Annotated in this window: 24 protein-coding genes; 15 read left to right on the top strand and 9 right to left on the bottom strand. The window is 62.0% G+C overall.

Annotated features, from left to right (window positions below):
* Positions 1 to 17: 17 nt before the first annotated feature.
* Positions 18 to 617: a hypothetical protein gene (locus tag IB263_RS18615; protein WP_192438835.1), complete on the bottom strand. Its 600-nt coding sequence runs from the start codon at positions 615 to 617 to the stop codon at positions 18 to 20.
* A 91-nt stretch (positions 618 to 708) separates the two neighbouring features.
* Positions 709 to 1,704: a DUF4062 domain-containing protein gene (locus IB263_RS18610; protein ID WP_192438834.1), complete on the bottom strand. Its 996-nt coding sequence runs from the start codon at positions 1,702 to 1,704 to the stop codon at positions 709 to 711.
* 173 nt (positions 1,705 to 1,877) lie between these two features.
* On the opposite strand from IB263_RS18610, the gene IB263_RS18605 reads away from it, so the two are divergent.
* Positions 1,878 to 2,861, top strand: a complete 984-nt coding sequence (locus tag IB263_RS18605) for a hypothetical protein (protein WP_192438833.1) — start codon at positions 1,878 to 1,880, stop codon at positions 2,859 to 2,861.
* Between the two features lie 280 nt (positions 2,862 to 3,141).
* Positions 3,142 to 4,803, top strand: coding sequence for an AMP-binding protein (locus IB263_RS18600; protein WP_192438832.1), 1,662 nt, complete (start codon positions 3,142 to 3,144; stop codon positions 4,801 to 4,803).
* Between the two features lie 84 nt (positions 4,804 to 4,887).
* Here IB263_RS18600 and IB263_RS18595 read toward each other — a convergent pair whose 3' ends face one another.
* Together IB263_RS18595 and IB263_RS18590 are read right to left on the bottom strand one after the other, a co-directional pair.
* A complete protein-coding gene (locus IB263_RS18595) occupies positions 4,888 to 6,162 on the bottom strand; it encodes a GNAT family N-acetyltransferase (RefSeq protein WP_034797746.1) in 1,275 nt (424 codons plus the stop codon).
* Positions 6,159 to 7,550 (bottom strand): lipopolysaccharide biosynthesis protein, encoded by a 1,392-nt coding sequence (locus IB263_RS18590; protein WP_192438932.1) that lies wholly within the window; start codon positions 7,548 to 7,550, stop codon positions 6,159 to 6,161. Before IB263_RS18590 ends, IB263_RS18595 begins: the two co-directional genes overlap by 4 nt.
* Before the next feature lie 186 nt (positions 7,551 to 7,736).
* Here IB263_RS18590 and IB263_RS18585 point away from each other — a divergent pair, with 186 nt between their 5' ends.
* On the top strand, positions 7,737 to 7,880 hold the full coding sequence (locus tag IB263_RS18585) for a hypothetical protein (protein ID WP_156400702.1): 144 nt from the start codon (positions 7,737 to 7,739) through the stop codon (positions 7,878 to 7,880).
* Between the two features lie 119 nt (positions 7,881 to 7,999).
* Here the strand turns inward: IB263_RS18585 and secA are convergent, their stop codons facing one another.
* Positions 8,000 to 10,708, bottom strand: a complete 2,709-nt coding sequence (secA, locus tag IB263_RS18580; protein WP_060518382.1) for a preprotein translocase subunit SecA — start codon at positions 10,706 to 10,708, stop codon at positions 8,000 to 8,002.
* A gap of 243 nt (positions 10,709 to 10,951) precedes the next feature.
* Here secA and IB263_RS18575 point away from each other — a divergent pair, with 243 nt between their 5' ends.
* From IB263_RS18575 to IB263_RS18550, 6 genes are all read left to right on the top strand, one after another.
* Positions 10,952 to 11,818: a peptidylprolyl isomerase gene (locus tag IB263_RS18575; protein ID WP_034797733.1), complete on the top strand. Its 867-nt coding sequence runs from the start codon at positions 10,952 to 10,954 to the stop codon at positions 11,816 to 11,818.
* 212 nt (positions 11,819 to 12,030) lie between these two features.
* Positions 12,031 to 13,272 carry a bifunctional glutamate N-acetyltransferase/amino-acid acetyltransferase ArgJ gene (gene argJ / locus IB263_RS18570; protein ID WP_192438831.1) on the top strand — a complete coding sequence of 414 codons (1,242 nt, stop codon included), beginning with the start codon at positions 12,031 to 12,033 and terminating at the stop codon, positions 13,270 to 13,272.
* A gap of 58 nt (positions 13,273 to 13,330) precedes the next feature.
* On the top strand, positions 13,331 to 14,149 hold the full coding sequence (locus IB263_RS18565; protein WP_371814147.1) for a GNAT family N-acetyltransferase: 819 nt from the start codon (positions 13,331 to 13,333) through the stop codon (positions 14,147 to 14,149).
* A 4-nt stretch (positions 14,150 to 14,153) separates the two neighbouring features.
* A complete protein-coding gene (mutT, locus tag IB263_RS18560) occupies positions 14,154 to 14,567 on the top strand; it encodes an 8-oxo-dGTP diphosphatase MutT (protein WP_060518377.1) in 414 nt (137 codons plus the stop codon).
* A gap of 179 nt (positions 14,568 to 14,746) precedes the next feature.
* Positions 14,747 to 15,067 carry a hypothetical protein gene (locus IB263_RS18555; protein ID WP_034797725.1) on the top strand — a complete coding sequence of 107 codons (321 nt, stop codon included), beginning with the start codon at positions 14,747 to 14,749 and terminating at the stop codon, positions 15,065 to 15,067.
* Between the two features lie 69 nt (positions 15,068 to 15,136).
* The gene (locus IB263_RS18550; protein WP_082566310.1) at positions 15,137 to 15,304 is read left to right on the top strand and encodes a Flp family type IVb pilin; all 168 of its coding nucleotides are present in this window, start codon (positions 15,137 to 15,139) and stop codon (positions 15,302 to 15,304) included.
* Between the two features lie 32 nt (positions 15,305 to 15,336).
* On the opposite strand, the gene IB263_RS18545 is transcribed toward IB263_RS18550, so the two are convergent.
* On the bottom strand, positions 15,337 to 16,215 hold the full coding sequence (locus tag IB263_RS18545; protein WP_060518375.1) for a methyltransferase domain-containing protein: 879 nt from the start codon (positions 16,213 to 16,215) through the stop codon (positions 15,337 to 15,339).
* A 101-nt stretch (positions 16,216 to 16,316) separates the two neighbouring features.
* On the opposite strand from IB263_RS18545, the gene IB263_RS18540 reads away from it, so the two are divergent.
* The 5 genes from IB263_RS18540 (at position 16,317) to IB263_RS18520 (ending at position 19,372) form a co-directional block, all read left to right on the top strand.
* Entirely contained in the window at positions 16,317 to 17,048 is a 732-nt protein-coding gene (locus tag IB263_RS18540; protein WP_234798704.1) for a ComF family protein, read from the top strand.
* Positions 17,049 to 17,095: 47 nt separating this feature from the next.
* Positions 17,096 to 17,353 (top strand): glutaredoxin 3, encoded by a 258-nt coding sequence (gene grxC / locus IB263_RS18535; protein WP_034797718.1) that lies wholly within the window; start codon positions 17,096 to 17,098, stop codon positions 17,351 to 17,353.
* Positions 17,354 to 17,418: 65 nt separating this feature from the next.
* Positions 17,419 to 18,276 (top strand): carbon-nitrogen hydrolase family protein, encoded by an 858-nt coding sequence (locus IB263_RS18530; protein WP_192438931.1) that lies wholly within the window; start codon positions 17,419 to 17,421, stop codon positions 18,274 to 18,276.
* Complete coding sequence (locus IB263_RS18525; RefSeq protein WP_034797716.1) at positions 18,273 to 18,701, top strand: DUF1178 family protein; 429 nt, start codon at positions 18,273 to 18,275, stop codon at positions 18,699 to 18,701. The genes IB263_RS18530 and IB263_RS18525 overlap by 4 nt, the downstream gene beginning before the upstream one ends.
* Before the next feature lie 104 nt (positions 18,702 to 18,805).
* Positions 18,806 to 19,372, top strand: a complete 567-nt coding sequence (locus tag IB263_RS18520; RefSeq protein WP_192438829.1) for a GNAT family N-acetyltransferase — start codon at positions 18,806 to 18,808, stop codon at positions 19,370 to 19,372.
* 16 nt (positions 19,373 to 19,388) lie between these two features.
* On the opposite strand, the gene ubiG is transcribed toward IB263_RS18520, so the two are convergent.
* Positions 19,389 to 20,135: a bifunctional 2-polyprenyl-6-hydroxyphenol methylase/3-demethylubiquinol 3-O-methyltransferase UbiG gene (ubiG, locus tag IB263_RS18515; RefSeq protein ID WP_090299864.1), complete on the bottom strand. Its 747-nt coding sequence runs from the start codon at positions 20,133 to 20,135 to the stop codon at positions 19,389 to 19,391.
* A gap of 211 nt (positions 20,136 to 20,346) precedes the next feature.
* A complete protein-coding gene (locus IB263_RS18510; RefSeq protein WP_060518369.1) occupies positions 20,347 to 20,895 on the bottom strand; it encodes a dihydrofolate reductase family protein in 549 nt (182 codons plus the stop codon).
* Positions 20,896 to 20,985: 90 nt separating this feature from the next.
* Between IB263_RS18510 and IB263_RS18505 the strand changes: the two genes are divergently transcribed.
* Complete coding sequence (locus tag IB263_RS18505; RefSeq protein WP_192438828.1) at positions 20,986 to 21,558, top strand: cyclopropane-fatty-acyl-phospholipid synthase family protein; 573 nt, start codon at positions 20,986 to 20,988, stop codon at positions 21,556 to 21,558.
* Positions 21,559 to 21,621: 63 nt separating this feature from the next.
* On the opposite strand, the gene IB263_RS18500 is transcribed toward IB263_RS18505, so the two are convergent.
* Entirely contained in the window at positions 21,622 to 23,154 is a 1,533-nt protein-coding gene (locus IB263_RS18500; protein ID WP_192438827.1) for an ABC-F family ATP-binding cassette domain-containing protein, read from the bottom strand.
* Between the last annotated feature and the right edge of the window lie 200 nt (positions 23,155 to 23,354).

Genomic DNA, 23,354 nt, shown 5'->3' with positions numbered 1-23,354 from the left:
GGCTGGCGGAAGGAACCTCAAGTCAGCTTCGGCGGTTCATATGCCTCGATCTGCCAATTCCCTCGATAGTGGAGAATGAGACCCTCGGCTGGTAATTCCATCCCGGCGATGGTCGCTACCTGCCCCAAACAGCGGCTCAAATGCCCACGTAGGACTTCGAGCGCGTCGAAATAAGCCTGTCGCGTATCAGGTGGACGGTGGTAATCGCCGTAGCGCGGGTTGTCATGCGTTACGTCCGATTGCTTCAGCAGTTCCTCATACGTCAGGAATTGCCGTATACCCAGTAGCATCGCTTCGAGGAGAACAAATAGCGGGCCGTCCTGGGTATCTGACAGCTCTACCTGTTTATCAACAAGCGTCTTGCGAATTTCCTGAAGTGACCCAAGCGCGTTGTCGATACAGTTGTTACAGCATTCCCACGCAGACAGAACACGGCGATCCTTAAGCCGTATGACCACCTCACGGGCTACCTGCTTTTCCCTGTCCTTGGGGCTGACTTCGATACTGACAAACGGAAGATTGAGGGTGACGTTTCCCAATCGCCCACCCAACTGCCTCTTGGCTCGGGCCAATAGGTCGTTCATGTCGAACTTGAATGGGATTGCTCCGGTTCTCATCACCAAATCCTAGACCAATGCTTAAATGGGGCCACGTCCTGCCGGTTCAACCCAAAATAGCCCATCAGAACCGCACCGGAAATGGGCGGTATCACTCTCCATTCGTTGAAGATTTTACGGTCCTCCCCTGTAGCATCAAGGCAGCCCCCTCCGGCGTTAACTCCCAGAACAGGGTTTGGGCCTCTCCTTCCCCGTTCACCACCAATCCAATGAGGCCCAGCGCAGCGAACTGTGTTCTGAGTGTCTTGTAATCCTCGTTGTCAACGGTGCCATGATAGGGCGTCTTGACGCCAATGTAGGACAACAGCGCCTGTCCAATAGCCCCCCTCATCGAGCTGTCGTTCTGTGCCACCTGCAGATCAGGCGCAATCTGTACGAAAATTTGACGCCAAGTTAGGGAACGCTGATATCGCTTTGCGTCCATACCGGCGTAGTCCGTTAACGTGACTGGAAATTGCTCATCGAGGCCAGCTAGGCCCTCCACCTTGGGAACTGAGGTAGTTTTGCTCCGCTGGAGTTCTTTCCGTAGAGCTTCCAATTCCTTAAGCAATTCGTTCTGCTCGCGCACCGCTTCGGTGGAAGTGATCTGGTCAGCGCGTACCCAGCCAATAGCCGGGTAAGTTTTAATCGTCTTGTTAAGGCTCAGCGATACAAGGCCCGGAAGTTCTTTGAGGTCATTCCACCCCCTGACTAATCGTCCTGTCTTAACTTTTTCACGGAACGCACCCAGTCTCGCTTTCAACGCTGGGTCGCTGTCAGTGAACTTAGCGGGAATGTCCTCGGGCTTTTCGTGAACGAACGCCAAGACCTTCAGCCCCCTCTCTATGGCGTAGTCATACTCCATCTCAGTGAAGCTGATACCCTCTGCTGAGACCGAGCCATACCGCCCACCAAGGATTAAGAGGTAGTAGTCGCAGTCATCAATGATGCGTTTGATGAACTGCATCTGCTCTTCATCCATGGCGGGGAACAGTTCCATACCAGCGGGAATGCAGTCCATTTCCATCAGTGTTTGGATGACTTTTCCTCTGGCCTCTTGAAGGTCAACGAAGGTCGAACTCACAAAGACCTGGTAGCGCTTTTCCATTCTCGACCCTTGCCAGATATTGATTCTCTGCAACTTCTACGACTCAACCACGTAGCGACCCAATTGCAATAGGCTGCTCCAACCTTCGACTGTAGCGACCCACACATCTGTGGGTACAATGTCGTAGGGTGTCTACCAACTTCCGATTCGCGAAATTTCGCCGAGGTCCCTTCGTGATCACCAACGTGCCAACCGCAGGCGAGTTCATCGAGCGGGCAGACGCGCTCCTCCACCTCTCATATTCGATCGTCTCGAAGCTATACGATAACCAAAGGGAGGACTGGCGGCTCGGTGTCGACGAAGAGGACTTGAGGGCGTACTGGGATAAATGCGCTCCATCTCTTGCGAACGCGCTCGCCCTACTTCAGCAAGCTCATGAGTTGTACCTCAAAGGCCGAATTGCAGCGGTCAGCCCTTTTCTTTTGCTGGCACGCGATCCGCAACAATGGCCCAAGAAAGCCGCTACAGATGATGTTAGCTTCTCTGAGTTTCTTACGGTCGGCGCAGCAGAACTGCCACGCCTGCACGACATGGTCTGCTCCCCTCGGTTGGACCACAAGGCCCGGAACTTTCTGAACACCATCCGTGAACGTCGGAATATGTTCGTCCATCAGGGGCACGCCCCGACCTCAAGTGCCGCAGAGTTGTTCGAGGCGACGCTGATCACTCACAAGTGGGCACATCCCGAGACGCCATGGTTTGATGCTCGACGTACACACCTGCAGAATGACCACTTGTCGGCCATCTACAGTACAGACCATGTGATGGCCAACCTGCACCAAGAGTTCGCGGAACTGTTACAGGAACTGAAGCCGGCCATCTTCAAGGAGCTTCTTGGTTTCAAAAAGAAGGCGAGATGGTTCGATTGTCCAAACTGCAAAGGGCGGATGGGAGACTTTGGCGATGCTCGGGAGACGGCTCAGCTAAGCGAAGCGACAGGGATGCCCGTGGTGGATTGCCTTGTATGTGGTTCATCAAGCCCGGTGATTCACAAAAAGTGCTACAACCCGAAGTGCAAGTCCACCGTTTATGCCGACGCTGCAAATGGATGGGATGAAAGCTGTTTGACCTGCGGAGCAGATGAGGGCTTTGAGGCCCGAGAGGCCGAGCGGGAGAGGCACTGGAACTCTCCCCCCGACTCAGACCCGTTTCCTTGACGACATACATCACGGCCCATCATCCGGGCGATTGGTGTCAGATAGGGTGAAAGCCGCTTGAAGCTGCTACAGCGAACTGCTACAGCGCATATAGCTGACGAGAAGCCAAGTAATTGAAATTACAGGGATTGGTTCGGTGCCAAGACCCCGGCATGGGGCACCACCACATACACTTTCTTCACATCCATCGTCCGACATGCCTGAACGCCGCCGCAGTCATTGAACTGTCGCTTGCGAAGGTGTTAGTTGCGCTGCAGCACAAAACTGTCATGGCAGCGTCATGTTACCGAGAATAGAGACCTACGACGAACTCTACCGCGCCTTCCGCTGGCAGATTCCGGAAAAGTTCAACATCGGCGTTGCCGTCAGCGACGCCTGGGCTGAGCGGGCGCCGGAGCGTGTCTGTCTCCAGCATTTCGATCCTGGCGGTGCGCATCAATCGCTGACCTATCGTCAATTCGCCCGGCAATCCTCGGCCTTTGCCAAGGGGCTGACGGGGGAGGGTATCATGCCCGGCGAACGGGTGGCGATCCTGTTGCCGCAGGGGTTCGAGACGGCGATTGCCCATGCAGCGATCTATAAGCACGGTGCCATCGCGCTACCGCTGGCACTGCTCTTCGGCGTCGAGGCGCTCGAATACCGGCTGCGCGACGCCGGCGTGGCGGCTGTCATCACCAACGGCTTTGGCTATGAACGCATCGCGGCGATCCGTGAGCGGCTGCCTGACTTGCGGCTGGTGGTGCTGGCGGATGATCAGCCGCGTCCGGGCACGATTGTCTTCTCTGACTTGGCGTCGGGTGATCCCTCTGGCTTTGTTGCGGCCGATACCGGCCCCGACGATCCGGCCTTGATGATCTATACGTCAGGCACGACAGGGCCGCCGAAGGGGGCACTGCACGGGCACCGGGTGCTTCTCGGCCATCTGCCGGGCTTCGAGTTTCACCATCACTTCCTGCCGCAGCCAGGTGACCGCATGTGGACGCCGGCCGACTGGGCCTGGGCGGGAGGGCTGCTCAACGCGCTGTTACCGTCGCTGCTGCACGGCGTACCCGTCGTGTCGTCGCCGGCGCAGAAGTTCGACCCGCATACTGCCTTTCGCATCCTGGAAGAAATGGACGTGCGCAATGCCTTCATTCCGCCGACGGCGCTCAGGCTGATGAAGGCGGTCGAGAATCCGCGCGAGCGCTATCGGCTTAATCTTCGAACCATCGGCTCGGCTGGCGAGTCCCTCGGCCGCGAGACCTATGAATGGGCAAAGGCGGCGCTCGGTCTCGAGGTCAGCGAGTTCTACGGCCAGACCGAGTGCAACATCGTCATTTCGTCAGCCGCCGATCTCGGCGTCGTCAAGCCGGGGTCGATGGGCAAGGCCGCACCCGGCCACCGGGTGGCGATCATCGACGGCGAAGGCCGCGAACTGCCGGCCGGCAGCGTCGGGCAGGTGGCGGTGAAGCGGCCGGACCCGGTGATGTTCCTCGGCTACTGGGGCAACGCGGCGGCGACGGAGAAGAAGTTCATCGGCGACTGGATGACAACAGGCGATCAGGGCGTGATGGACGAGCAGGGCTATTTCACCTTCTTCGGGCGTGACGACGACGTCATCACCTCGTCGGGCTATCGCATCGGCCCGGGCGAGATCGAGGATTGCCTCGCCGGCCATCCGGACGTGCAATTGGCCGCCGCTGTCGGCAAGCCCGATCCGGTGCGCACCGAGATCGTCAAGGCCTATGTCGTGCTACGGCCGGGCGTCGTTGGCGACGCGCGTGTGGCAACCTCCATCCGCGAGTGGGTGAAGACCCGGCTCTCGATGCACGAGTATCCGCGCGAGATCGCCTTCGTCGACAGCCTGCCGCTGACGACCTCGGGCAAGGTGATCAGACGGTTCCTGCGCGAGGAGGCGGCGGCGGAAGCGCGCGGGGCGATCGAGGTTTCCGAAGCGTCGTAGTCCCTCGGCCGCCGCGCGATTGATTTGAATTGGCCGGAGCGGGATGCGGGCGGAAAACCGCGCACGCTTTTTCCTCATCCCGCTCTAGCGTCCGGCAAGCGCCTTGATCTTGTCGCGCAGGATCCGCGCCATGTTGCGGGTGTTGCGATAGAGGTGGAGCTGGGCTGCCACCTGGCGCACTTCGCGGTCTCGGGTCTGCTGCAGGCCGATCACCATCGTGCCCATGTCTTCGCGCTCCTGCCAGAAACGGCTCATGATCGGGTGGTCCGGCACCGCGCAGGAATCGGAGCGGGCGATGTTGGCGTCGTCGAGATGCCATTCCGTCAGTTCGGCGAGAAGCAGTTTGCCCGGCGAGAACCTGGCATAGCGCTCGTCATAGGCGGTCTTCCAGGTATAGGCCTCGCCCGACATCAGGAAGACGACCATCGAGGCGATCGCCTTGCCGTCGAGATCGAGCGTGTGGATGCGCACGCTGTCGCCGTCGGCCAGATTGGTGATCGCCTCGCGGGCAAAGGCGGCCCGAAAGCGGTCGAGCACCATGGCGCTGCGCGCCTTGCCCTTCCAGCCGGATGCTTCCAGCGCCAGGAATTCCTCCATGCGCAGGCGGACGTCGGCGGGCTGACGGGCGACCGAATAGACGAGCTCGCCCTCTTTTTCGAGATTGTTCCACTGCCGCCGCAGCTCGCGGAAATGCGCCGGGCTAATGGCCTTGCGCAGATAGGTCGGGCCGTCGAGCAGGCTTTCGAGCATCGGCCGGCTGAAGGTGTCGGTCACCGTCAGAGGCAGGTTGCGGCCGATGGCGACGGCGCGGGTGAGGCGGGCGACCTTGCCGTTGAGCCGCATATCGGGCAGCACCAGGATCGAGGGCAGCCCGGTTGCCGGCGCGGCAAAGGCTTCGAACAGGTTGTCGATGGTCTCGGCCGCATCCTCGGCGTCGAGCAATGGCACGCCCAGTGGCCCGAACGGGTTCGACCAGGCGCGAATGATCGGCGCGCCGATCGAGAAGCCGGGCTTTTCGATCGAGAACGGCATCAGGAAACGCAGCCGGCTGCGGCGCTCGTCGTTGTCGCGCATGATCGCGAGCCGGATGACTCGCTCTTCCAGGCGTGGCATGGCCGGCGCCAGGAAGCGTCCGGTGAAGAAGACGTTCGGCTCCAGCGCCCGGTTCGACAGAAAGTCGAGTTCGCGCTGCAACTCGTAGCCGGCCCTTGCCGGATAGATGGCAAGATGCCGTCCGGGACGTCCGACCTCGATCAGGTGCTCTGCGGTCGGTCCGCTTTCGCCGTCCTGCGCCAGACCGCCGAGAACCCGTGCGGCCCGGCTGTTTGCATCGCTCGGAAGATTGGTATTGCCGATCATGGATGGACAGCCCCGTTGTTTTCATTGCCGGCCCGCGCTCTTGCGAAGGCAAAGAGCGCAAAGCCGAAGGTACGCCGGACGGCGAGGTGCAGCAGCATCGCCTCTACGAACATAGCACCAGCGGTTGCAAAAGCAGCACCGTTCAGTCCGAAAAGAGGGATGAGGCTGAGGTTGAGTGCGATGTTGACCACCAGCGCGCCGGCGTAGAGGATCACGCACAGCGTCTGCTGGCCGGCCATCGTCAGCAGCGTTTCGGCCGGGCCGACGAAAGCCTTGGCGAGGATGCCCGCGAAAAGCACCATCATCAGCGGCAGCCCGGTGACGAAGGCCGGGCCGAAGAGCGAAAGCAGGAAAGGCCCTGCCAGTAGCACCAGCGCGCCGACCAGAAGCGACGGCCAGAAGGCCCAGCGGGCGCTTTCGACCGCGATGCCGGGGATCTGGCCGGGATCGCGGGCCATCGCGTTGGAGACGCGCGGGCCCGCGGCTGCCTTGACCGCGAACATGACGAAATGCACAAGCGCCATGGTTTTGGCGGCAGCGAAATAGATCGCGACGTCGTCCGGCTCCAGGTAGAGGCCGACGATCACCACATCGGAATTGGTCAGCAGGAAGCCGAAGCCATCGACCAGGAAGACGGGGATCGAGACCTTGAGCCAACGGCGAAGCTCGATGCGTCGCGGTCCCGGAACATAGCGCGAGCGAAGACGGTAGGTGAGCGCGAGAAACTGCGAGACACTGGTGACATAGGCCGCGGCCATGGCTGCCATCATGGCGGTTTGCGCGGTGTGGGGCGCGCCGGCGGTGACGGCGAGCACCATGAAAACGAGCACGAGCAGCGGCCGGATGATGAAGGTGGGGCTCATCGCGGCAATCGGCCAGCCATGGGCACGCGCCGTTCCGTCCATGACGTCGCCCAGCGAGATCATCGGCAGGGTGAAGAGGCCGAGATAGAGGGGCACGAGGTAATAGGCCTCGATGTGCCCGGAAAAGAACCAGAGGCCGGCAAGGCCGAGGACGGCGACCGTGGTGGCGGAGGAAAGTGCGAAGATGCGCACCGTCGTCGTCACGCCGCGGATTTCGTCCATGGCGGCCGACGCCTGGTATTCCGGCAGGAAGCGGATGACGACCGAGTGGAAGCCGACGCAGGAGAGGCTGCCGAACAGGATGACCAGCACCCAGACGAAGACGAAGATGCCATATTCGAACTCGCCCATCAGCCGCGCGAGGATGATCTGAGACAGAAAGGCGATGGCGGCGCTGACGATGCGAACCGAAAAGGCGACGAGCGCCATGCGGCGCGCGGCGTTCTTGGAGTCGGAACTGGTCAGGATGGGGAGAAGCCCGGCGATTATTGCGGACAGGCGGTGTCTCAGTGCCGACGGCAGCATTCGTCCGGCCGTTTGACATACCGCCATGAACACGAGAACACCCTGAGATTACGCAATACAGGGGTTCAGTACTGCCAGAACAGCGTTAACAAAGGGTGCAGCGCGGTTGTAAGGAATGGGGGCAACCATGCCGATTGTGGACAGCGAGCGGCAGCGGATTATGCAGGCGAAATCGATTGGCCGCACATGGTCGGCGATCTCCAGGAGATCGGCATCGAGCGGCTGGAGGACCTGAAAGCTTCCGACGCGCAAGATCTCGCACTCCGTATCAACGCCACGCTCGGCCGCCGCCATCAACAGCAACCGGCATTCGCGCGCTCGAAAACCTGATCGCCCACGCCAGGGCGAGCGATCGCTAGAAAACAGGCTCCAGGAAACGAAAATGCCGCCCGGAGGCGGCATTTCTGAAGGGCAGGGGGCGCAGACAGTACCTGCATTCCGCGGCTGGCTTATGCCTCGTAGATGCCGTGGCAGTGCTTGTACTTCTTGCCCGAACCGCAGGGGCAGAGCTCGTTACGCGAGACCTTGCCCCAGGACAATGGGTTGGTTGCGTCTCGCTGCACTGGCGGGGCGGCCAGCAGCGTGCCGTCGCCGAAATCGTCCTCGCCGGTGAGCGGATCGATATGGTGGCCATGCATGACAGGCGGAGCCGGCTGCGGCGCTTCGGCTGCTTCGCGCACCAGCTCGACGCGCATGAGCTGTGCGGTCACGGCCTGGCGCAGGTTGCCGAGCAGGGCCTGGAACAGCTCGAAGGCTTCGGACTTGTATTCCTGCAGCGGATCGCGCTGGGCGTAGCCGCGGAAGCCGATGACCGAACGCAGGTGATCGAGGTTGACGATGTGCTCGCGCCACAGATGGTCGAGCGTCTGCAGCACGACCGAGCGTTCGACATACTGCATGATCTCCGGACCGAAGCGTTCGGCACGGTCGGCGGCTTCCTTTTCGGCAGCGGTCATGACGCGCTCGAGAATATCGGCTTCGTCGATGCCTTCCTCGGCAGCCCATTCGGTGATCGGCAGGTCGAGATTGAGGTATTGCTGCACGTCGGCCTTGAGACCGGCGACGTCCCACTGCTCGGCATAGGCCTTCTCGGGAATGCGCTTGCTGACCATGTCTTCGACGACTTCGGTGCGCATGTCGGTCACGGTTTCGGTGACGCTTTCGGCATCCATCAGCTCGATGCGCTGCTCGAAGATCACCTTGCGCTGATCGTTGAGAACGTCGTCGTACTTCAGAAGGTTCTTGCGGATATCGAAGTTGCGGGCTTCAACCTTCTTCTGGGCGCGTTCGAGAGCCTTGTTGATCCACGGATGGATGATCGACTCGCCTTCCTTGAGGCCCAGCTTCTGCAGCATACCGTCCATGCGGTCGGAGCCGAAGATGCGCATCAGGTCGTCCTGGAGCGACAGGTAGAACTTCGATCGACCCGGGTCGCCCTGACGGCCGGAACGGCCGCGAAGCTGGTTGTCGATGCGGCGGCTTTCGTGGCGCTCGGTAGCCAGAACGTAAAGCCCGCCGGCGGCCAGCGCTTTTTCCTTCAGCTGCTGCACTTCGGCGCGGATCGCCTGTTCGCGCTGTTCGCGCTCGGGGCCGGGCTCGACTTCCGAGAGCTCCTGCTGGATGCGCATGTCGACGTTGCCGCCGAGCTGGATGTCGGTGCCGCGACCGGCCATGTTGGTGGCGATCGTGACGGCGCCGGGCACGCCGGCCTGGGCGACGATGAAGGCTTCCTGTTCGTGGTAGCGGGCGTTGAGAACCTGGAAGTTGGCAAAGCCGGACTTCTTCAGAAGGTCGGCCAACTGCTCGGACTTTTCGATCGACGTCGTGCCGACCAGCATCGGTTGGCCGCGCTCGTGTGCCGACTTGATCTCGTCGATGATGGCGTTCAGCTTTTCGCCCTGCGTACGGTAGACCTCGTCATCCTCGTCGATACGCTTGATCGGCAGATTGGTCGGAACTTCAACGACTTCCAGGCCGTAGATGTTGCCGAATTCTTCCGCTTCGGTGGAGGCCGTACCGGTCATGCCGCCGAGCTTGGAGTACATGCGGAAGTAGTTCTGGAAGGTGATCGATGCGAGCGTCTGGTTCTCTGGCTGGATCTGCACCTTTTCCTTGGCTTCGAGCGCCTGGTGCTGGCCTTCCGAATAACGGCGGCCCGGCATCATGCGGCCGGTGAATTCGTCGATGATGACGATCTCGCCGTTGCGAACGATGTAGTCCTTGTCGCGCTGGAACAGCTTGTGGGCCTTGAGCGCATTGTTGACGTGGTGGACGATTGCGACGTTTTCGATGTCGTAGAGCGATTCACCCTTGAGCAGGCCCGCCTCGCGCAGCAGGTTTTCGAGCTTCTCGGTGCCTTCTTCGGAGAAGTTGGCCGAGCGCTGCTTCTCGTCGATCTCGTAGTCCTCAGCCGAAAGCAGCGGAATGAATTCGTTGATTGTGTTGTAGAGATCCGAGCGGTCGTCGAGCGGGCCGGAGATGATCAGCGGCGTGCGCGCTTCGTCGACGAGGATCGAGTCCACTTCGTCGACGATGGCGAAGAAGTGGCCGCGCTGGACCATCTGTCCGCGCTCGTACTTCATGTTGTCGCGCAGATAGTCGAAGCCGAGCTCGTTGTTGGTGGCATAAGTGATGTCGCAGGCATAGGCGGCTTTGCGCTGCTCGTCGGTCAGGCCGTGGACGATGACGCCCGTGGTCATGCCGAGGAAGCTATAGATGCGGTCCATGGTGCCGGCGTCGCGCTGGGCGAGGTAGTCGTTGACGGTAACGACGTGCACGCCCTTGCTCGCGAGCGCGTTGAGGTAGACTGGAAGCGTCGCGACGAGGGTCTTGCCTTCACCGGTCTTCATTTCGGCGATGGCGCGTTCGTGCAGGATCATGCCGCCGATGAGCTGGACGTCGAACGGGCGCAAGCCGAGCACGCGGCGGGCCGCCTCGCGGGCGACCGCAAAGGCCGGAACCAGAAGGTCGTCGAGCGTCTTGCCTTCTTCCAGCTGCTTGCGGAATTCCACCGTCTTGCCGGCGAGCGCCTCATCCGACAAAGCCTTCATGTCGGCTTCAAGTGCGTTGATGGCGTCCACCCGTGCCTTGTAGCCACGCACGCGGCGATCGTTGGAGGAGCCAAACAACTTGCGGGCTAGGCCGCCGAGACTGACCATACGAATGGTCCTTTCATTTTTGTTGCCTTGGGTCTCATGGCCGCGCCGCGAAAACCGCGCAATGCCGTGAAACGCCCGGAAACTGTTCTGGACGCGAGGTTGCGTGACAGATAAGAGGGGGGTCGAATTATGTCAACGCAATTGCACTGCCGGACGGCTACAGAACCGCCACATTCTGGTGTTGTGCAGCCGCTACAAGCTGCAGGCAATTGCGCCGAAGGCCAATGTGAAAGGTTAGTGAGCATGACCAAGTTGAAAACCCTGGCCGCCGTGGCACTGGTTGCGGCGATGGCCGTACATGGTGGCGCGCGGGCGGAAGACGCCGATCCGGTGGTCGCCAAGGTTGGCGGCGAGGACGTGCGTCAGTCCGAACTCAATCTTGCTCTGGGTGGTCTCGACCCGCAGCTGCAGCAGATGCCGGAAGAGCAGAAGCGCGCCGCAGCACTGTCGGCGATCATCGACGTTAAGCTTCTTTCCGCCACGGCCGAGAAGGAAGGCCTGCAGGACGACGCTACCTTCAAGCAGCGCGTCGCGTACCTCACCGAGCGCGAACTTCACAACGCCTACTTCAAGAAGCATGTCGTCGACGCCATCACCAAGGAAGAGGTTAAGGCACGCTACGACAAGGAAGTCGCGGCCATTCCGGTTCAGGACGAAGTGAAGGCCCGCCATATCCTGGTCAAGACGGAAGACGAAGCCAAGGAAATCATCAAGGAACTCGACGCTGGCAAGAGCTTCGTCGAGCTTGCCAAGGCGAAGTCCACCGATCCGAACAAGAACGACGGCGGTGACCTCGGCTACTTCACCAAGGGCCGCATGGTGCCGGAATTCGAAACGGCTGCCTTCGCTCTCGAGAAGGGCGCCTACACCAAGACCCCGGTCAAGACGCAGTTCGGCTTCCACGTGATCCTGGTCGAAGACAAGCGTCCGCAGGCTCCGCCGCCGCTCGAGCAGGTCGAGCAGCAGGTTCGTCAGCTTGTCATGCGTGACAAGTATGTCGAGCTGCTTGCCGCAGCCAAGAAGGATGCAGGCGTCGAAATTTCCGACCCGGCGCTGAAGCAGGCCTATGACGAGGCCAACAAGGCGCAGGAAGCGCAACAAGCCAAGTAATTCGATCGGCGGGCCCTGCCACTGGCGGGGCCTGTCGTCACCGCTTTTTGTCGATGCCCGGCGGTGAAAACCGTTCGGGCATTTGTCGCAAGATGGATCTGGAGCCGTTTCGGTTGTAGACCGCTCCGGATCCTTGTTCTTAGGCATTTCCTGAAGGCTGCTATGGTCTTCCTGGAAATGCTTTGGCTCCAACACGTCACAGCAGGTTTCCCATGTCCGGCTCCGTTTCTCCGCTCGCTCCGAAAACCTTTGCCGAAATGCCCTCCGTGCGCGGCGTCCGCATGGCGACCGCAGCCGCCGGCATCAAGTACAAGAACCGCACCGACGTGCTGATGATGGTGTTCGACCGGCCGGCCGTCGTGGCCGGTGTCTTCACCCGTTCCAAGTGCCCTTCGGCCCCTGTCGATTTCTGCCGCAAGAACCTTGCCGGCGGTGTCGCGCGCGCTGTCGTCGTCAACTCCGGCAACGCCAATGCCTTCACCGGCAAGAAGGGCCGCGAGGCGACGGAACTGACGGCAAAGTCGGCGGCAAAGGCTGTCGGCTGCGCGGAGAGCGAAGTCTTCCTGGCGTCGACCGGCGTCATCGGCGAGCCTTTGGACGCGACCAAGTTTGCCGGCGTGCTCGACGATCTGGCTATTGCCGGCAAGGAGGACTTCTGGTTCGAAGCCGCCAAGGCGATCATGACGACGGATACCTATCCGAAGGTAGCGACACGCAGCGCCGAAATCGACGGCGTCAAGGTGACGATCAACGGCATCTCGAAGGGCGCCGGCATGATCGCGCCCGACATGGCGACGATGCTCTCCTTCGTGGTCACGGATGCCGACATTGGGCCTTCGGCGCTGCAGGCCCTGCTTTCGGCCGGCGTCGGCCCGACCTTCAACTCGGTCACGGTCGACAGCGACACTTCGACGTCCGATACGCTGATGCTGTTCGCTACGGGCGCGGCATCGGCCGACGGCCAGCCGGCAATCTCCGATGCGGCCGACCCGCGTCTTAATGCCTTCCGCGCCGCACTGAACGACCTTTTGCGCGATCTCGCGCTCCAGGTCGTGCGCGACGGCGAAGGCGCTCGCAAGATGGTCGAGGTGACTGTCGAAGGCGCCGAGAATGATGCGGCCGCCAAGCGCATCGCGCTTTCGATCGCCAATTCGCCGCTCGTCAAGACGGCGGTCGCCGGTGAAGACGCCAACTGGGGCCGCGTGGTCATGGCCGTCGGCAAGTCCGGAGAAATGGCCGAGCGCGACCGGCTGGCGATCTGGTTCGGCGACGTGCGCGTCGCCGTCGAGGGGGAGCGCGATCCCACCTATTCTGAAGCCGCGGCCACGGCCGTGATGAAGGAAGAGGACATCACGATCCGCGTCGAAATCGGCCTCGGTTCCGGTCGGGCCACTGTCTATACCTGCGACCTGACGAAGGAATATGTCGAGATCAACGGCGATTACCGGAGCTGAGGCGCCGGTTATGTGATGGTGAGCGGCCTGGCGCGCCAGGCCGTGCAGAGGTAGCAAGATGACATCGAATGATATTCGGCCCGTGGCGGGCAAGGCACAGGCCGAAGCTGGGGAAGTGGCAATGGTGGATCTTCCAAACGTGCGCCGTCTCGAGGCCGTGGGTTTCCGCGCCTGGCCGGCAGCGTCCGTGCAATATGATGGCAGCTGGCTGATCCGGCTCAATGCAGGCCACGATTCCAAGCGGCTGAATTCCGTCAATCCGCTTGATCCGTCCGACTATCGCGACATCCCGGTCCGTCTCGAAAAGGCTGCCCGGCGCTTTGCCGACTACGGCCGGCCGCTGACTGTGCGCCAGACGCCGCTGACGCCGCCGCAGCTTGTCGCCCATATGGATGCCGAGGGCTGGAATGCGTTCAGCCGCAGCCTGGTCATGAGCGTCGACCTGGTCGAGCGCGAGTTCGGCGACGGCATCGATCACCTGCCGATCAAGGACGTCGGCCGGTTCGTCGATGCGTGCATCGGGATTGCGAAGAGCGATCCGAAGCGCAAGGCGGCGCTGGCCGAAATCATCAACGCGATCAAGCCGGAGAGTGGCCTCTTCCTGTTCGAGGATGCCGAGATGGGGCCGACGGCCGTGGCGCTCGTCGTCCAGGACAACGATCTTGCCGGCATCATGCAGTTTGCCGTGGACGAGCGGGTCCGTGGCCGGGGCGTCGGCAAGGCGATGCTCGACGTCTGCCTGCGCTGGGCGCGTCTGCGCGGAGCCAAGAAGGCCTGGCTGCAGGTGGAAGCGGATAACAGCTCGGCTAAGGCGCTTTATCGCGGCGCCGGTTTCTCCGAGGTTTACAGCTACATCTATCGAACGCCGGGAGCTTGAGGCCATGGATGCCAACGGAAAGAAGATCGTGCTTGTCGCGGCCTGCGCGCTTGTCGATTCCGATGGTCGCATCCTGCTCGCGCAGCGGCCGGAAGGAAAATCGCTTGCCGGCCTATGGGAGTTTCCGGGCGGCAAGGTTGAAGCCGGCGAGACGCCGGAGGAAACCCTGATCCGCGAGCTTGAGGAAGAACTCGGCATCCGCACCAAGGTCGCATGCCTGGCGCCGCTCACCTTCGCCAGCCACACCTATGACGACTTCCATCTGCTGATGCCGCTCTATGTCTGCCGCCGCTATGAAGGGGTTGCGATCGGGCGGGAAGGCCAGGCGATCAAGTGGGTCCGGCCAAAGGCCCTGCGCGATTTTCCGATGCCGCCGGCAGACGAACCGCTTATCCCGTTTCTTATGGATTTGCTCTGAACCTACCCGAAATCTGATTGATTATTAATCGATCGTTTATCTCCCTGGCGCAAAGATAGCTCCAATTCAGTTTTGGTACGTATCGTTGGCAACGGCGTATCGATTTCAGGCAGTGCGGTGGAACCAAGCTTGGGAAGGGCGCTTGCGTTCGCCGTATTTTGCGCGTTTGTGAGGCTGGGATGGTGGACGACGATTTCTGGAACACGGTTCAGGAAAAGGATCTGATGAACAATCAGTCCCGCCGGACAGGTGTGCTCAATCTGTCGCTGTTGTTCGGAACGGCGGTGATCGCGCTGACGCTGATCCTGACGCCCATGCTGTCATCCAAGACCGACAAGCGCATCATGGCGAACACGCCCGTCGATTACGACAACATTTCCACCGGCTCCATCCCTTCGAAGGGGACCACCAAGCGCTACACGGTTCGGCGCAGCGTCCTTCAGGAAATGCCCGGAGCGGTTTGCATTATCGATGCCGACGGCCGCAAGAGCGGCTGCTGAGGCGAACGCCATCGGCCCGTTTGGCGCTGGCGTCCGATTCGGATTGAACACAAATCTGGCTGGGGACGCATGGAAACGCTTAGACGCTTGTTTGGTGGCACGGACGGCGGCATCGCCATCGAGTATGCGCTGATCGCCGCCCTCGTCTCCCTCAGCTTAATCTTCGGGGCCAACCAGATCGGCAACGCCCTGACCTACGTCTACGACTCGCTCGCCGCAGCGTTCCCGAGCGCATAAGCACTAAGACCGGATCTGGGGTGGATGCCGCCCTACAGCGGCTGCTCCTTCGTGCCAAGCGCTGCCGAAAGCCGTTGCTTTGCTGAACCCGGCTTCAGCGGCTTCTGCTGGCTTTCGTGCGGCGCCCAGCCGGACAGATAGATGATGGAGAAGGTAGCGCGAACGCGGCCGTCCGGATCGGAGAAGCGCTCCGCGTAAATTTCCGCAGCCCTGAGGAAGAACCGCCTGGAAACGGGCGTGCGGCTGCGCGCCGAAAGCGGGCTGGTCATGCCCATGGCGCGCAGGTCGCGGATCAGCGCGAACAGCGAATCATAGCGCACCGTGTAGGTTTCCGTGTCGGTGACCGGCAGAGCGAAGCCGGCGCGTTGGAGCAGAGCGCCGACGTCACGGACATCGGCGAAGGGAATGACGCGCGGGCTGGCGCCGCCGGTCAATTCGGCCTCTGCAGCCAGAAGCGCTTCGCGCAGCTCCTGCAGCGTGCCGCTGCCCGGGATGGCGGCGAGGAACAACCCATCGGGCTTTAGCGCCCGCCGCACCTGGATGAAGGCGCCCGGTGTATCGTTGGTCAGATGCAGGGACAGCGGCGAGACGATCAGGTTGACGCTTTCCGGTTCGGCCGGAACTTCCTCGAGCGAGGCGATCGTCACCGGCGCCTCGGTCGAGCTGAAGCGGGCGTCGGTCTCGACGCGCTCGATGGCGTCGATCTTGCCGGTCGCCATCAGTTGGCGGGCCGTTTCTCCGGTATAGCCGTGAAGTTCGAGTGCGCGATCAAAATGACGCTCGACCACGCCGACACGCTCGGCGAGCTCTTCGGCAACGATGTCGAGAAGAAAACCGGCCTTCGGATCGGCGTTTCTGAGCGCCCTTGCCCGGTGCGCCTCGACGAGGCTCTGGTCAAAGATTTTTTCCACGATAGTCTCTCCGCGATGGGCAGCAAAGAGACCTTCGGAGGCACAAAGTCAACCGCATGGCATGGGAGAGGTTGCGTATTCCGCAGGCGTGGCGCGCGGGCATGCTGAGACGGTTCGGACTGGGGCTTGTCGATCTCGTCTTTCCACCTGTCTGTTGCGGTTGCGGCCGGCTGGTCGGCGATCATCGCGCGGTCTGCGCCTCCTGCTGGGCGACGCTGCCGCTGATCGAACGGCCCTATTGCGATATTCTCGGCATGCCGTTTTCGGTCGATCACGGCGCCGGAGCGGTGTCACCGGAGGCGATCGCCAATCCGCCTGCATTCGATCGGTTAAGGTCGGTGGCGATCCATGAAGGCGTTGCCCGCGATCTGGTCCACGGGCTGAAATATCGCGACCGCACGGATCTCGCGCCGATGATGGCGACATGGATGATCCGGGCGAGCGACGGTGCCGTCGCTTCCGCCGACGCGATCATCCCCGTGCCGCTGCACGCCTTCCGGCTGTGGAAGCGGCGGTTCAACCAGTCGGCGGAGTTGGCGCGAGCCATTGCGCAGCTCTCCGGTCGTCCGTATCAGCCCGACATCTTGAGGCGCATCCGGCGCACGAGCCCGCAGGTACGCCTGGGGTTGCGCGCCCGCGAGGAGAACGTCCGCGGCGCCTTCGCCGTCTCGGAAAGCGGCAGGGCGGGTCTCAGTGGGAAAAGCGTGGTTCTCGTCGACGATGTATATACGACCGGCGCAACCGTTGCCGCAGCGACCCGTGCGCTGAAGCGGGCGGGAGCCGGGTCGGTCACGGTTTTGACCTTTGCAAGAGCCGTATCCGGTCTTATATGACAATCAGATGTCCGGCACGGTCGCCGGCAAAGGAGCGGTTCAGGATCATGGCTTCGGTGGTCATTTATACGCGTCAGTTCTGCGGCTATTGCTCGGCCGCAAAGAAACTCCTGGAAACCAAGGGCGTTTCCTTCCTCGAGCACGATGCCACCTATGATCCGAACGTTCGGCAGGTGATGATCGACAAGTCGCACGGTGGGACGACGTTCCCGCAGATCTTCATCAACGACATTCATGTCGGTGGCTGCGACGACCTGCACGCGCTGGAACGCGCCGGCAAACTCGACGCGATGCTGGCTGCCTGAGGCACCGTACCTTGCATGAGGCGACGACCCGTTTATCAGCGGTGAGCGCTTAGGAGTTGGACGTGATGACTTTCAAGGCCGCAGCCATTCAGATGTGTTCCGGCGTCGATCCGCGCAAGAATGCGGAGACGATGGTGCGGCTCGCGCGCGAAGCGGCAGCCCACGGCGCGACCTATATCCAGACTCCGGAAATGACCGGGGCGCTGCAGCGGGACCGGGCGGCGCTGCGCGCGATCCTGAAGGACGAGGCCAACGATCTTATTGCCGCGGCGGCAGCTCAGCTTGCCGGCGAACTTGGCGTCTACCTCCATGTCGGCTCGACGCCGATCGCGCTTGCCGGCGGCAAGATCGCCAATCGCGGCCTGCTGTTTGGCCCGAATGGCCAAAAGATCTGTGACTATGACAAGATCCATATGTTCGACGTCGATCTCGACAACGGCGAGAGCTGGCGGGAAAGTGCCGCCTATCAGCCAGGCAGCATTGCGCGCCTGGCCGAACTCGACTTCGGCAAACTTGGCTTTTCCATTTGCTACGACGTGCGCTTCCCGGAGCTTTTCCGGCAACAGGCCGTTGCCGGCGCCGAGATCATGTCGGTGCCCGCCGCCTTCACGCGGCAGACGGGCGAGGCGCACTGGGAAATCCTGCTCCGCGCCCGCGCGATCGAGAACGGCCTCTTCGTCATTGCCGCCGCGCAAGGGGGCACGCATGAGGATGGGCGTGAGACGTTCGGCCATTCTATGATCGTCGATCCCTGGGGGCGCGTGCTCGCTTCGGCTGGCCCTACGGGCGAGGCGGTTGTGCTTGCCGACATCGATGTCGCCGCCGTGCATGCGGCGCGCGCCAAGATACCGAACTTGAAGAATGCCCGTAGCTTCGTGCTCGATGAAGTGGCGCCGACCGGGAAGGGAGGCGTTGCCGCTTGATCCGCTACACCCTTTCCTGCGACAACGGCCACGATTTCGAGGGCTGGTTCTCGTCGAGTGACGATTTCGACCGCCAGGTCGAACGCAAGCTGGTCTCCTGTCCGAGCTGCAACTCGACATCCGTTGCCAAGCAACTGATGGCGCCCTCGGTCGCGACCGCGCGCAAGAAGGAGGCGACGCGGGCGGTGATCATGGACCAGGCGCAGAAGGAAACGGTCGCCAAGATCCGCGAGCTGGTGAAGTCCGTACGCGAGAACGCCGAGGATGTCGGCGAGCGCTTTCCCGAGGAAGCCCGCAAGATCCACTACGGCGAGGCGGAAGAGCGCGGGCTGATCGGCAAGGCGACGGCGGAAGAGGCCGTGGCGTTGCTCGAAGAAGGCATCGCGGTCGCGCCGCTGCCGATCTTGCCCGACGAGGTCAACTGACGCGGGGCACTTTCGCATCTGCGCGTCTAAACTTTGGTTCCCGCCCTTTAAATACAATGCCTTGGCTCCCATCTCGCAGCTTTGCAATGGGAGTTTTCCAGCCAATGGCATTGTCCGATGTTCACATTTCCACTGATCGCCTCGTTATCCGGCCCTTCGCGCCTGGCGATTTTCCGGCATTCTTTGCCTATCACCGCCTGCCGGAGGTCTACCATTATCTCTATCAGCACCCGCTCGACGAAACGGCAGCGCGGACAAAATTCGCCAAGGCTTCGGCGCCAAAGCTCGTTGACGATGGGGACGTCGCGGTGTTTGCCGTCGAGCGCCGCGAGGATGGCGTACTGATCGGCGAGGTCCTGCTGAAGCTCGCAAGCAGTGCGGCGGAACAGGCGGAGACCGGCTACATCTTCAATCCCGACTTTGCCGGCAAGGGCTACGCTACGGAAGCGATGCGGGCGTTGCTTGATCTCGGCTTTTCGACGCTGAAGTTTCACCGGATCTTTGCCCGGCTCGATGCCCTCAACAAGGCATCCGTCGGCGTCGTCGAGCGTCTCGGCATGCGCCGCGAAGCGCATCTGATCGAGAACGACCGGTTCAACGATGTCTGGGGCGACGAATACGTCTATGCGCTGCTGAAGCGCGAGTGGCAGGAGCGTCGGCAGGCTGGCTGAGGCCGCCGACAGTTGCTCATAGCGGCCGCTTGGCGACGATCATGTAGTTGACGTCCATGTCCTTGGACAGGTTCCATTGATTGGAAAGCGGATTGAAGAAGACGCCGGTCCGCTCGGTCACTTCGAGGCCGTTGGCCACGAGCGGCTTTTCCAGTTCCTCCGGGCGCACCAGTTTTTCATACTGGTGCGTACCGCGCGGCAGCCAGCGCAACACGTTCTCGGCTGCGAAGATGGCAAGCGCCGCTGCCTTCATGGTGCGGTTGATGGTGGCGACGAACATCAGACCGCCGGGGCGAACCATATGGGCGCAGGTGGTCATGAAGAAATCGACATCGGCGACATGCTCGACCACTTCCATGTTGAGCACGATGTCGAAGCTCTCGCCGGCTTCGGCAAGGGCTTCGGCGGTCACGGCGCGATAGTCGACAGCCACACCGCTTCCGGCCGCGTGCGTCTTGGCGATGCCGATGTTCTTTTCGGAGGCGTCGGCGCCGAGGACATCGGCGCCCATGCGTGCCATCGGCTCCGACAGGAGGCCGCCGCCGCAACCGATATCGAGCAGGCGCAGACCTTTGAGCGGCTGCGGGCTCCTGGGATCACGGCCGAAATGCTCGGCCACCTTGTCGCGGATATAGGCGAGGCGAACGGGATTGAACTTGTGCAGCGGCCGGAACTTGCCGGTCGGATCCCACCACTCCGCGGCCATGGCGGAAAAGCGGTCAACCTCGCTCTGGTCGATCGTCGTGCGTGCGGTCTCGCTCATGTCGCCGTCTCCTTGCATCGTCCCGACAGCGCCGCGCGTCTTTCAAGGCGCGCTAAGGACGCTGTAGCAATTTAAAGTGCTGCATAATTCTATCCTTAAATCGATCCCGATTTAGGGACTTGTGCAGCAGTGAAGTCGGACGATCGGACAAGGAAGTCAAGAGGCGGCGCTGGGCCAGATCGGCGCACACGCGAGCGTGGCGCCCGTCCTGCTAGGCGTCCGCTTCTGGCTGGTAGTGCAGGATAACCACACCGGACGTCAGAGGGCGTGTGTGGGTCAGTTTGAGTTTCGTCCGCTTCAGCCCTGGTTTGAACAGCGGCACACCCTCGCCGAGCAGCACCGGATTGATGCCGAGGCGATATTCGTCGACGAGGCCCTTCTCGATCAGTTCGCTCGCGAAGTCGGCGCTGCCGAAAACGAAGATCGTGCCGCCATCCAGCGCCTTCAGTCGTTCGACTTCGCTTGCAGCGTCACCGGTCACGAGCGTCGTGCCGGCCCAATCGGCGGAGGTCAGCGTGCGCGAGAAAACGAATTTCTCGACGCCGTTCATGAAGGTCGCGATGTCGCCTTCGGCGGATGGCCAGTAGCCCGCCATCATTTCATAGGTCACGCGGCCGAAAAGCAGGGTGTCGGCCTCGAGCTGCGTTTCGCCGATATAGGCGGCGAGCTCGTCCTCGAAGACGAACCACTCGATGTCGTGCCCCGGTGCTTCGAAGAAGCCGTCGACGCTAACCATGTCCCACATGATGACCTTGCGCATAGTATCTCTCCCGTTGCGGCATGCCTGTCACGGAAAGGGTGGCAAATCTGATATTGTTTTGCAAGTGGTTTTATTTTTGCATCGGATTGGTTGGCGCTATGGCTCTTCCGCGTGCTAGTTTCTGCGCCGGCGAGGGGGGGAATCCACATGGGCTTGAACAGGATCGACTGGGCGGTCGGCGTCATCGCGCCGCAGCCGTCCGATCATCTGCTCGAAGTCGGATGCGGCCATGGCATTGCCGTGACGAAGGTTTGCGATCGGCTCGACGAAGGGGAGATTGTCGCCATCGATCGCTCGGCTGTGATGATCGCGGCGGCAGCACGCAGAAATGCTGAACATGTTGCTGCAGGCCGGGCGACCTTGCGGGTTGCGGAGCTTCGCTCGTTCGATCTCGGTGGCCGTCGCTTCGACAAGGCGTTCGCCATGCGCGTCGGCGTGTTCACGCGGGGCGATCCCGCTCGAGAGTTTGCGGCGCTGGCGCAGCTGTTGAAGCCTGAGGGACGTCTTTTTCTTTTTCATGACGAGCCGTCCACGGGGGCGGACGACGTTGGCGCGCGGCTCGCGGCGGCGGCCCTTCGCCACCGCTGGCTGGTCGAGGCACTGTCGGCGCAGATATTTGACAGCGGCGAAGTCGCATGCCTGATTGCGCGGCCGCCCGCCTGATGATGTTGGCATTTGTGACGCCGCTTGTTGCGGGCGTCACAAATGCGATGATTGCGCTTTATGTCAGCCGACGTCGCCTGCCGCCGCCGAGGCGAAGAAGTCCTCCGGGTCCTCGACTTCGACGAGGCGGCGCTTCTCGATCAGCCAGAAGCGGTCGCCGACATTGCGCACGAAGCTGCGGTCGTGGGAGACGAGCAGGCAGCTCGTCTCGTTTCTCAACAGCTCCGTTTCGAGCGCTTCCTGGCCCTCGATGTCCAGGTGGTTGGTCGGTTCGTCGAGCAGGTAGAAATTGGGCTCCTTCAAGCGCAGCACCAGCATGGCAAGACGCGCCTTCTGGCCGCCCGACAGCCGGCCGATCGCCTTTTCCTGCATGTCGATGCCGACGCCGACACCGACGAGCAGGCTACGGGCGCGCTGGTCGCCGAGCGAGAAGCGGCGGGACAGCGCGGCAAGCGGCGTCTCCTCGTCCGACAGGCCGGCAAGCGCCTGGTCGCTGTAGCCGAGCACCAGCGAGGGTGTTGCCTTCAGCGTCTCCGGCGCGCGGGAGGGCTCCTCGATCGCCGTGCGGATCAGGTTGACGAGCCGGGTCTTGCCGGCGCCGTTTTCGCCAAGCAGCACGATGCGGTCGCCCTGGCAGATCCAGCGCTTGCCGGTGCGGAAAAGCGGGGTGCCGTCGGGCGTTTCGACATGGACGTCGTCGAGCGTCACCAGGATCTTGGCATGGGTGCCTCGATTGGCGAGCCGGATCGCGCCGGCGGAACGTTCCTGATGCGCGGGCTTTGCCGCATCCTCCAGCCGTTCTGCGCGCTGCTTCAGTTGCTTCGTCTTTATCGTGAGCAGGTCGCTGCCGGAGTTGATGCCGATATTGTTGAGCTTGGCGGCCTGGCGACGCAGTTGCTGCGCCACCTTCATGTCGCGCTGGTAACGCCGCTCCTCCGATGCGTCCACCTCATCGAGAGCGGCGCGCGCCCGCGAATAGGGGAGCGCGAAGATCGGCGATTGCTCTGGCCTCAGGAACAGCGTGCGGTTGGTGGTTGCGTCCAGGAAGGCGCGGTCATGGCTGGCAACCAGCACCGGCACGTCGCGTGGCAGCGCATTCAGCCAGGCCTCCAGCCGGCCGATCTTGGCGAGATCGAGATGGTTGGTCGGCTCGTCCAGCAGCAGCGCGTCTGGCTCGCTGACCCAGACGCGGGCAAGCAGCATCAGGCGCTGCCAGCCGCCGCTCAACTCCGAGACGGCGCGAGCCCGCAGAACCTCCGGCACATCGAGGGAATCGAGCACGATATCGACGCGCCAGCTTTCGTTTTCCGCCTGGTCGGCCGGGAGGGCCGAAAGAACGGCGTCGTGGAAGGAGAGAGGTAAAAGCGACGAAGGCACGTTCTGCTCGACGTGACCGACCGTCAGCCCGCGCGAGCGGGTGATTTCGCCGGCGGTCGGATCAAAGCTGCCGGCGATTGATCTCAGCAGGGTCGACTTGCCGCGGCCGTTGGCAGCGACGATGCCGATACGATCACCGGATGCGACGGACAGGCTAAGACTGGAGAAAAGCGGTGCGCTCAGGCTGACGCCGAGGTTGCGGATATTGATCAAGGCCATGGTCGTTCTCTGGACTGCACGAGCGACGGCGGATCATCCGGGGCGGCACTTCAGGCCGGGGTTTCGGATGGTCGAGCCCGCAACACAGACATGCTGTGCTCGGGCCGCATCGGCTCGGTATTGGAAGACGATGCAGGCGTTCAAACCGAAACGGTTCCGCACTGCATCACTCTGGGCAGACCAGGGATAAGCTCGCGATC

It is taken from the genome of Ensifer sp. ENS03 (assembly GCF_014852035.1).
Classification (GTDB): domain Bacteria; phylum Pseudomonadota; class Alphaproteobacteria; order Rhizobiales; family Rhizobiaceae; genus Ensifer; species Ensifer adhaerens.
This window is presented reverse-complemented; position numbering and strand designations above follow the sequence as displayed.

Coding starts and splice junctions, on each gene's coding strand:
- IB263_RS18615 (WP_192438835.1), bottom strand. CDS start 617: ATGAGAACCGGAGCAATCCCATTCAAGTTCGACATGAACGACCTATTG.
- IB263_RS18610 (WP_192438834.1), bottom strand. CDS start 1,704: ATGGAAAAGCGCTACCAGGTCTTTGTGAGTTCGACCTTCGTTGACCTT.
- IB263_RS18600 (WP_192438832.1), top strand. CDS start 3,142: ATGTTACCGAGAATAGAGACCTACGACGAACTCTACCGCGCCTTCCGC.
- IB263_RS18595 (WP_034797746.1), bottom strand. CDS start 6,162: ATGATCGGCAATACCAATCTTCCGAGCGATGCAAACAGCCGGGCCGCA.
- IB263_RS18590 (WP_192438932.1), bottom strand. CDS start 7,550: ATGCTGCCGTCGGCACTGAGACACCGCCTGTCCGCAATAATCGCCGGG.
- IB263_RS18585 (WP_156400702.1), top strand. CDS start 7,737: ATGGTCGGCGATCTCCAGGAGATCGGCATCGAGCGGCTGGAGGACCTG.
- secA (WP_060518382.1), bottom strand. CDS start 10,708: ATGGTCAGTCTCGGCGGCCTAGCCCGCAAGTTGTTTGGCTCCTCCAAC.
- IB263_RS18575 (WP_034797733.1), top strand. CDS start 10,952: ATGACCAAGTTGAAAACCCTGGCCGCCGTGGCACTGGTTGCGGCGATG.
- argJ (WP_192438831.1), top strand. CDS start 12,031: ATGTCCGGCTCCGTTTCTCCGCTCGCTCCGAAAACCTTTGCCGAAATG.
- IB263_RS18565 (WP_371814147.1), top strand. CDS start 13,331: ATGACATCGAATGATATTCGGCCCGTGGCGGGCAAGGCACAGGCCGAA.
- mutT (WP_060518377.1), top strand. CDS start 14,154: ATGGATGCCAACGGAAAGAAGATCGTGCTTGTCGCGGCCTGCGCGCTT.
- IB263_RS18555 (WP_034797725.1), top strand. CDS start 14,747: ATGGTGGACGACGATTTCTGGAACACGGTTCAGGAAAAGGATCTGATG.
- IB263_RS18550 (WP_082566310.1), top strand. CDS start 15,137: ATGGAAACGCTTAGACGCTTGTTTGGTGGCACGGACGGCGGCATCGCC.
- IB263_RS18540 (WP_234798704.1), top strand. CDS start 16,317: ATGCTGAGACGGTTCGGACTGGGGCTTGTCGATCTCGTCTTTCCACCT.
- grxC (WP_034797718.1), top strand. CDS start 17,096: ATGGCTTCGGTGGTCATTTATACGCGTCAGTTCTGCGGCTATTGCTCG.
- IB263_RS18530 (WP_192438931.1), top strand. CDS start 17,419: ATGACTTTCAAGGCCGCAGCCATTCAGATGTGTTCCGGCGTCGATCCG.
- IB263_RS18520 (WP_192438829.1), top strand. CDS start 18,806: ATGGCATTGTCCGATGTTCACATTTCCACTGATCGCCTCGTTATCCGG.
- ubiG (WP_090299864.1), bottom strand. CDS start 20,135: ATGAGCGAGACCGCACGCACGACGATCGACCAGAGCGAGGTTGACCGC.
- IB263_RS18510 (WP_060518369.1), bottom strand. CDS start 20,895: ATGCGCAAGGTCATCATGTGGGACATGGTTAGCGTCGACGGCTTCTTC.
- IB263_RS18500 (WP_192438827.1), bottom strand. CDS start 23,154: ATGGCCTTGATCAATATCCGCAACCTCGGCGTCAGCCTGAGCGCACCG.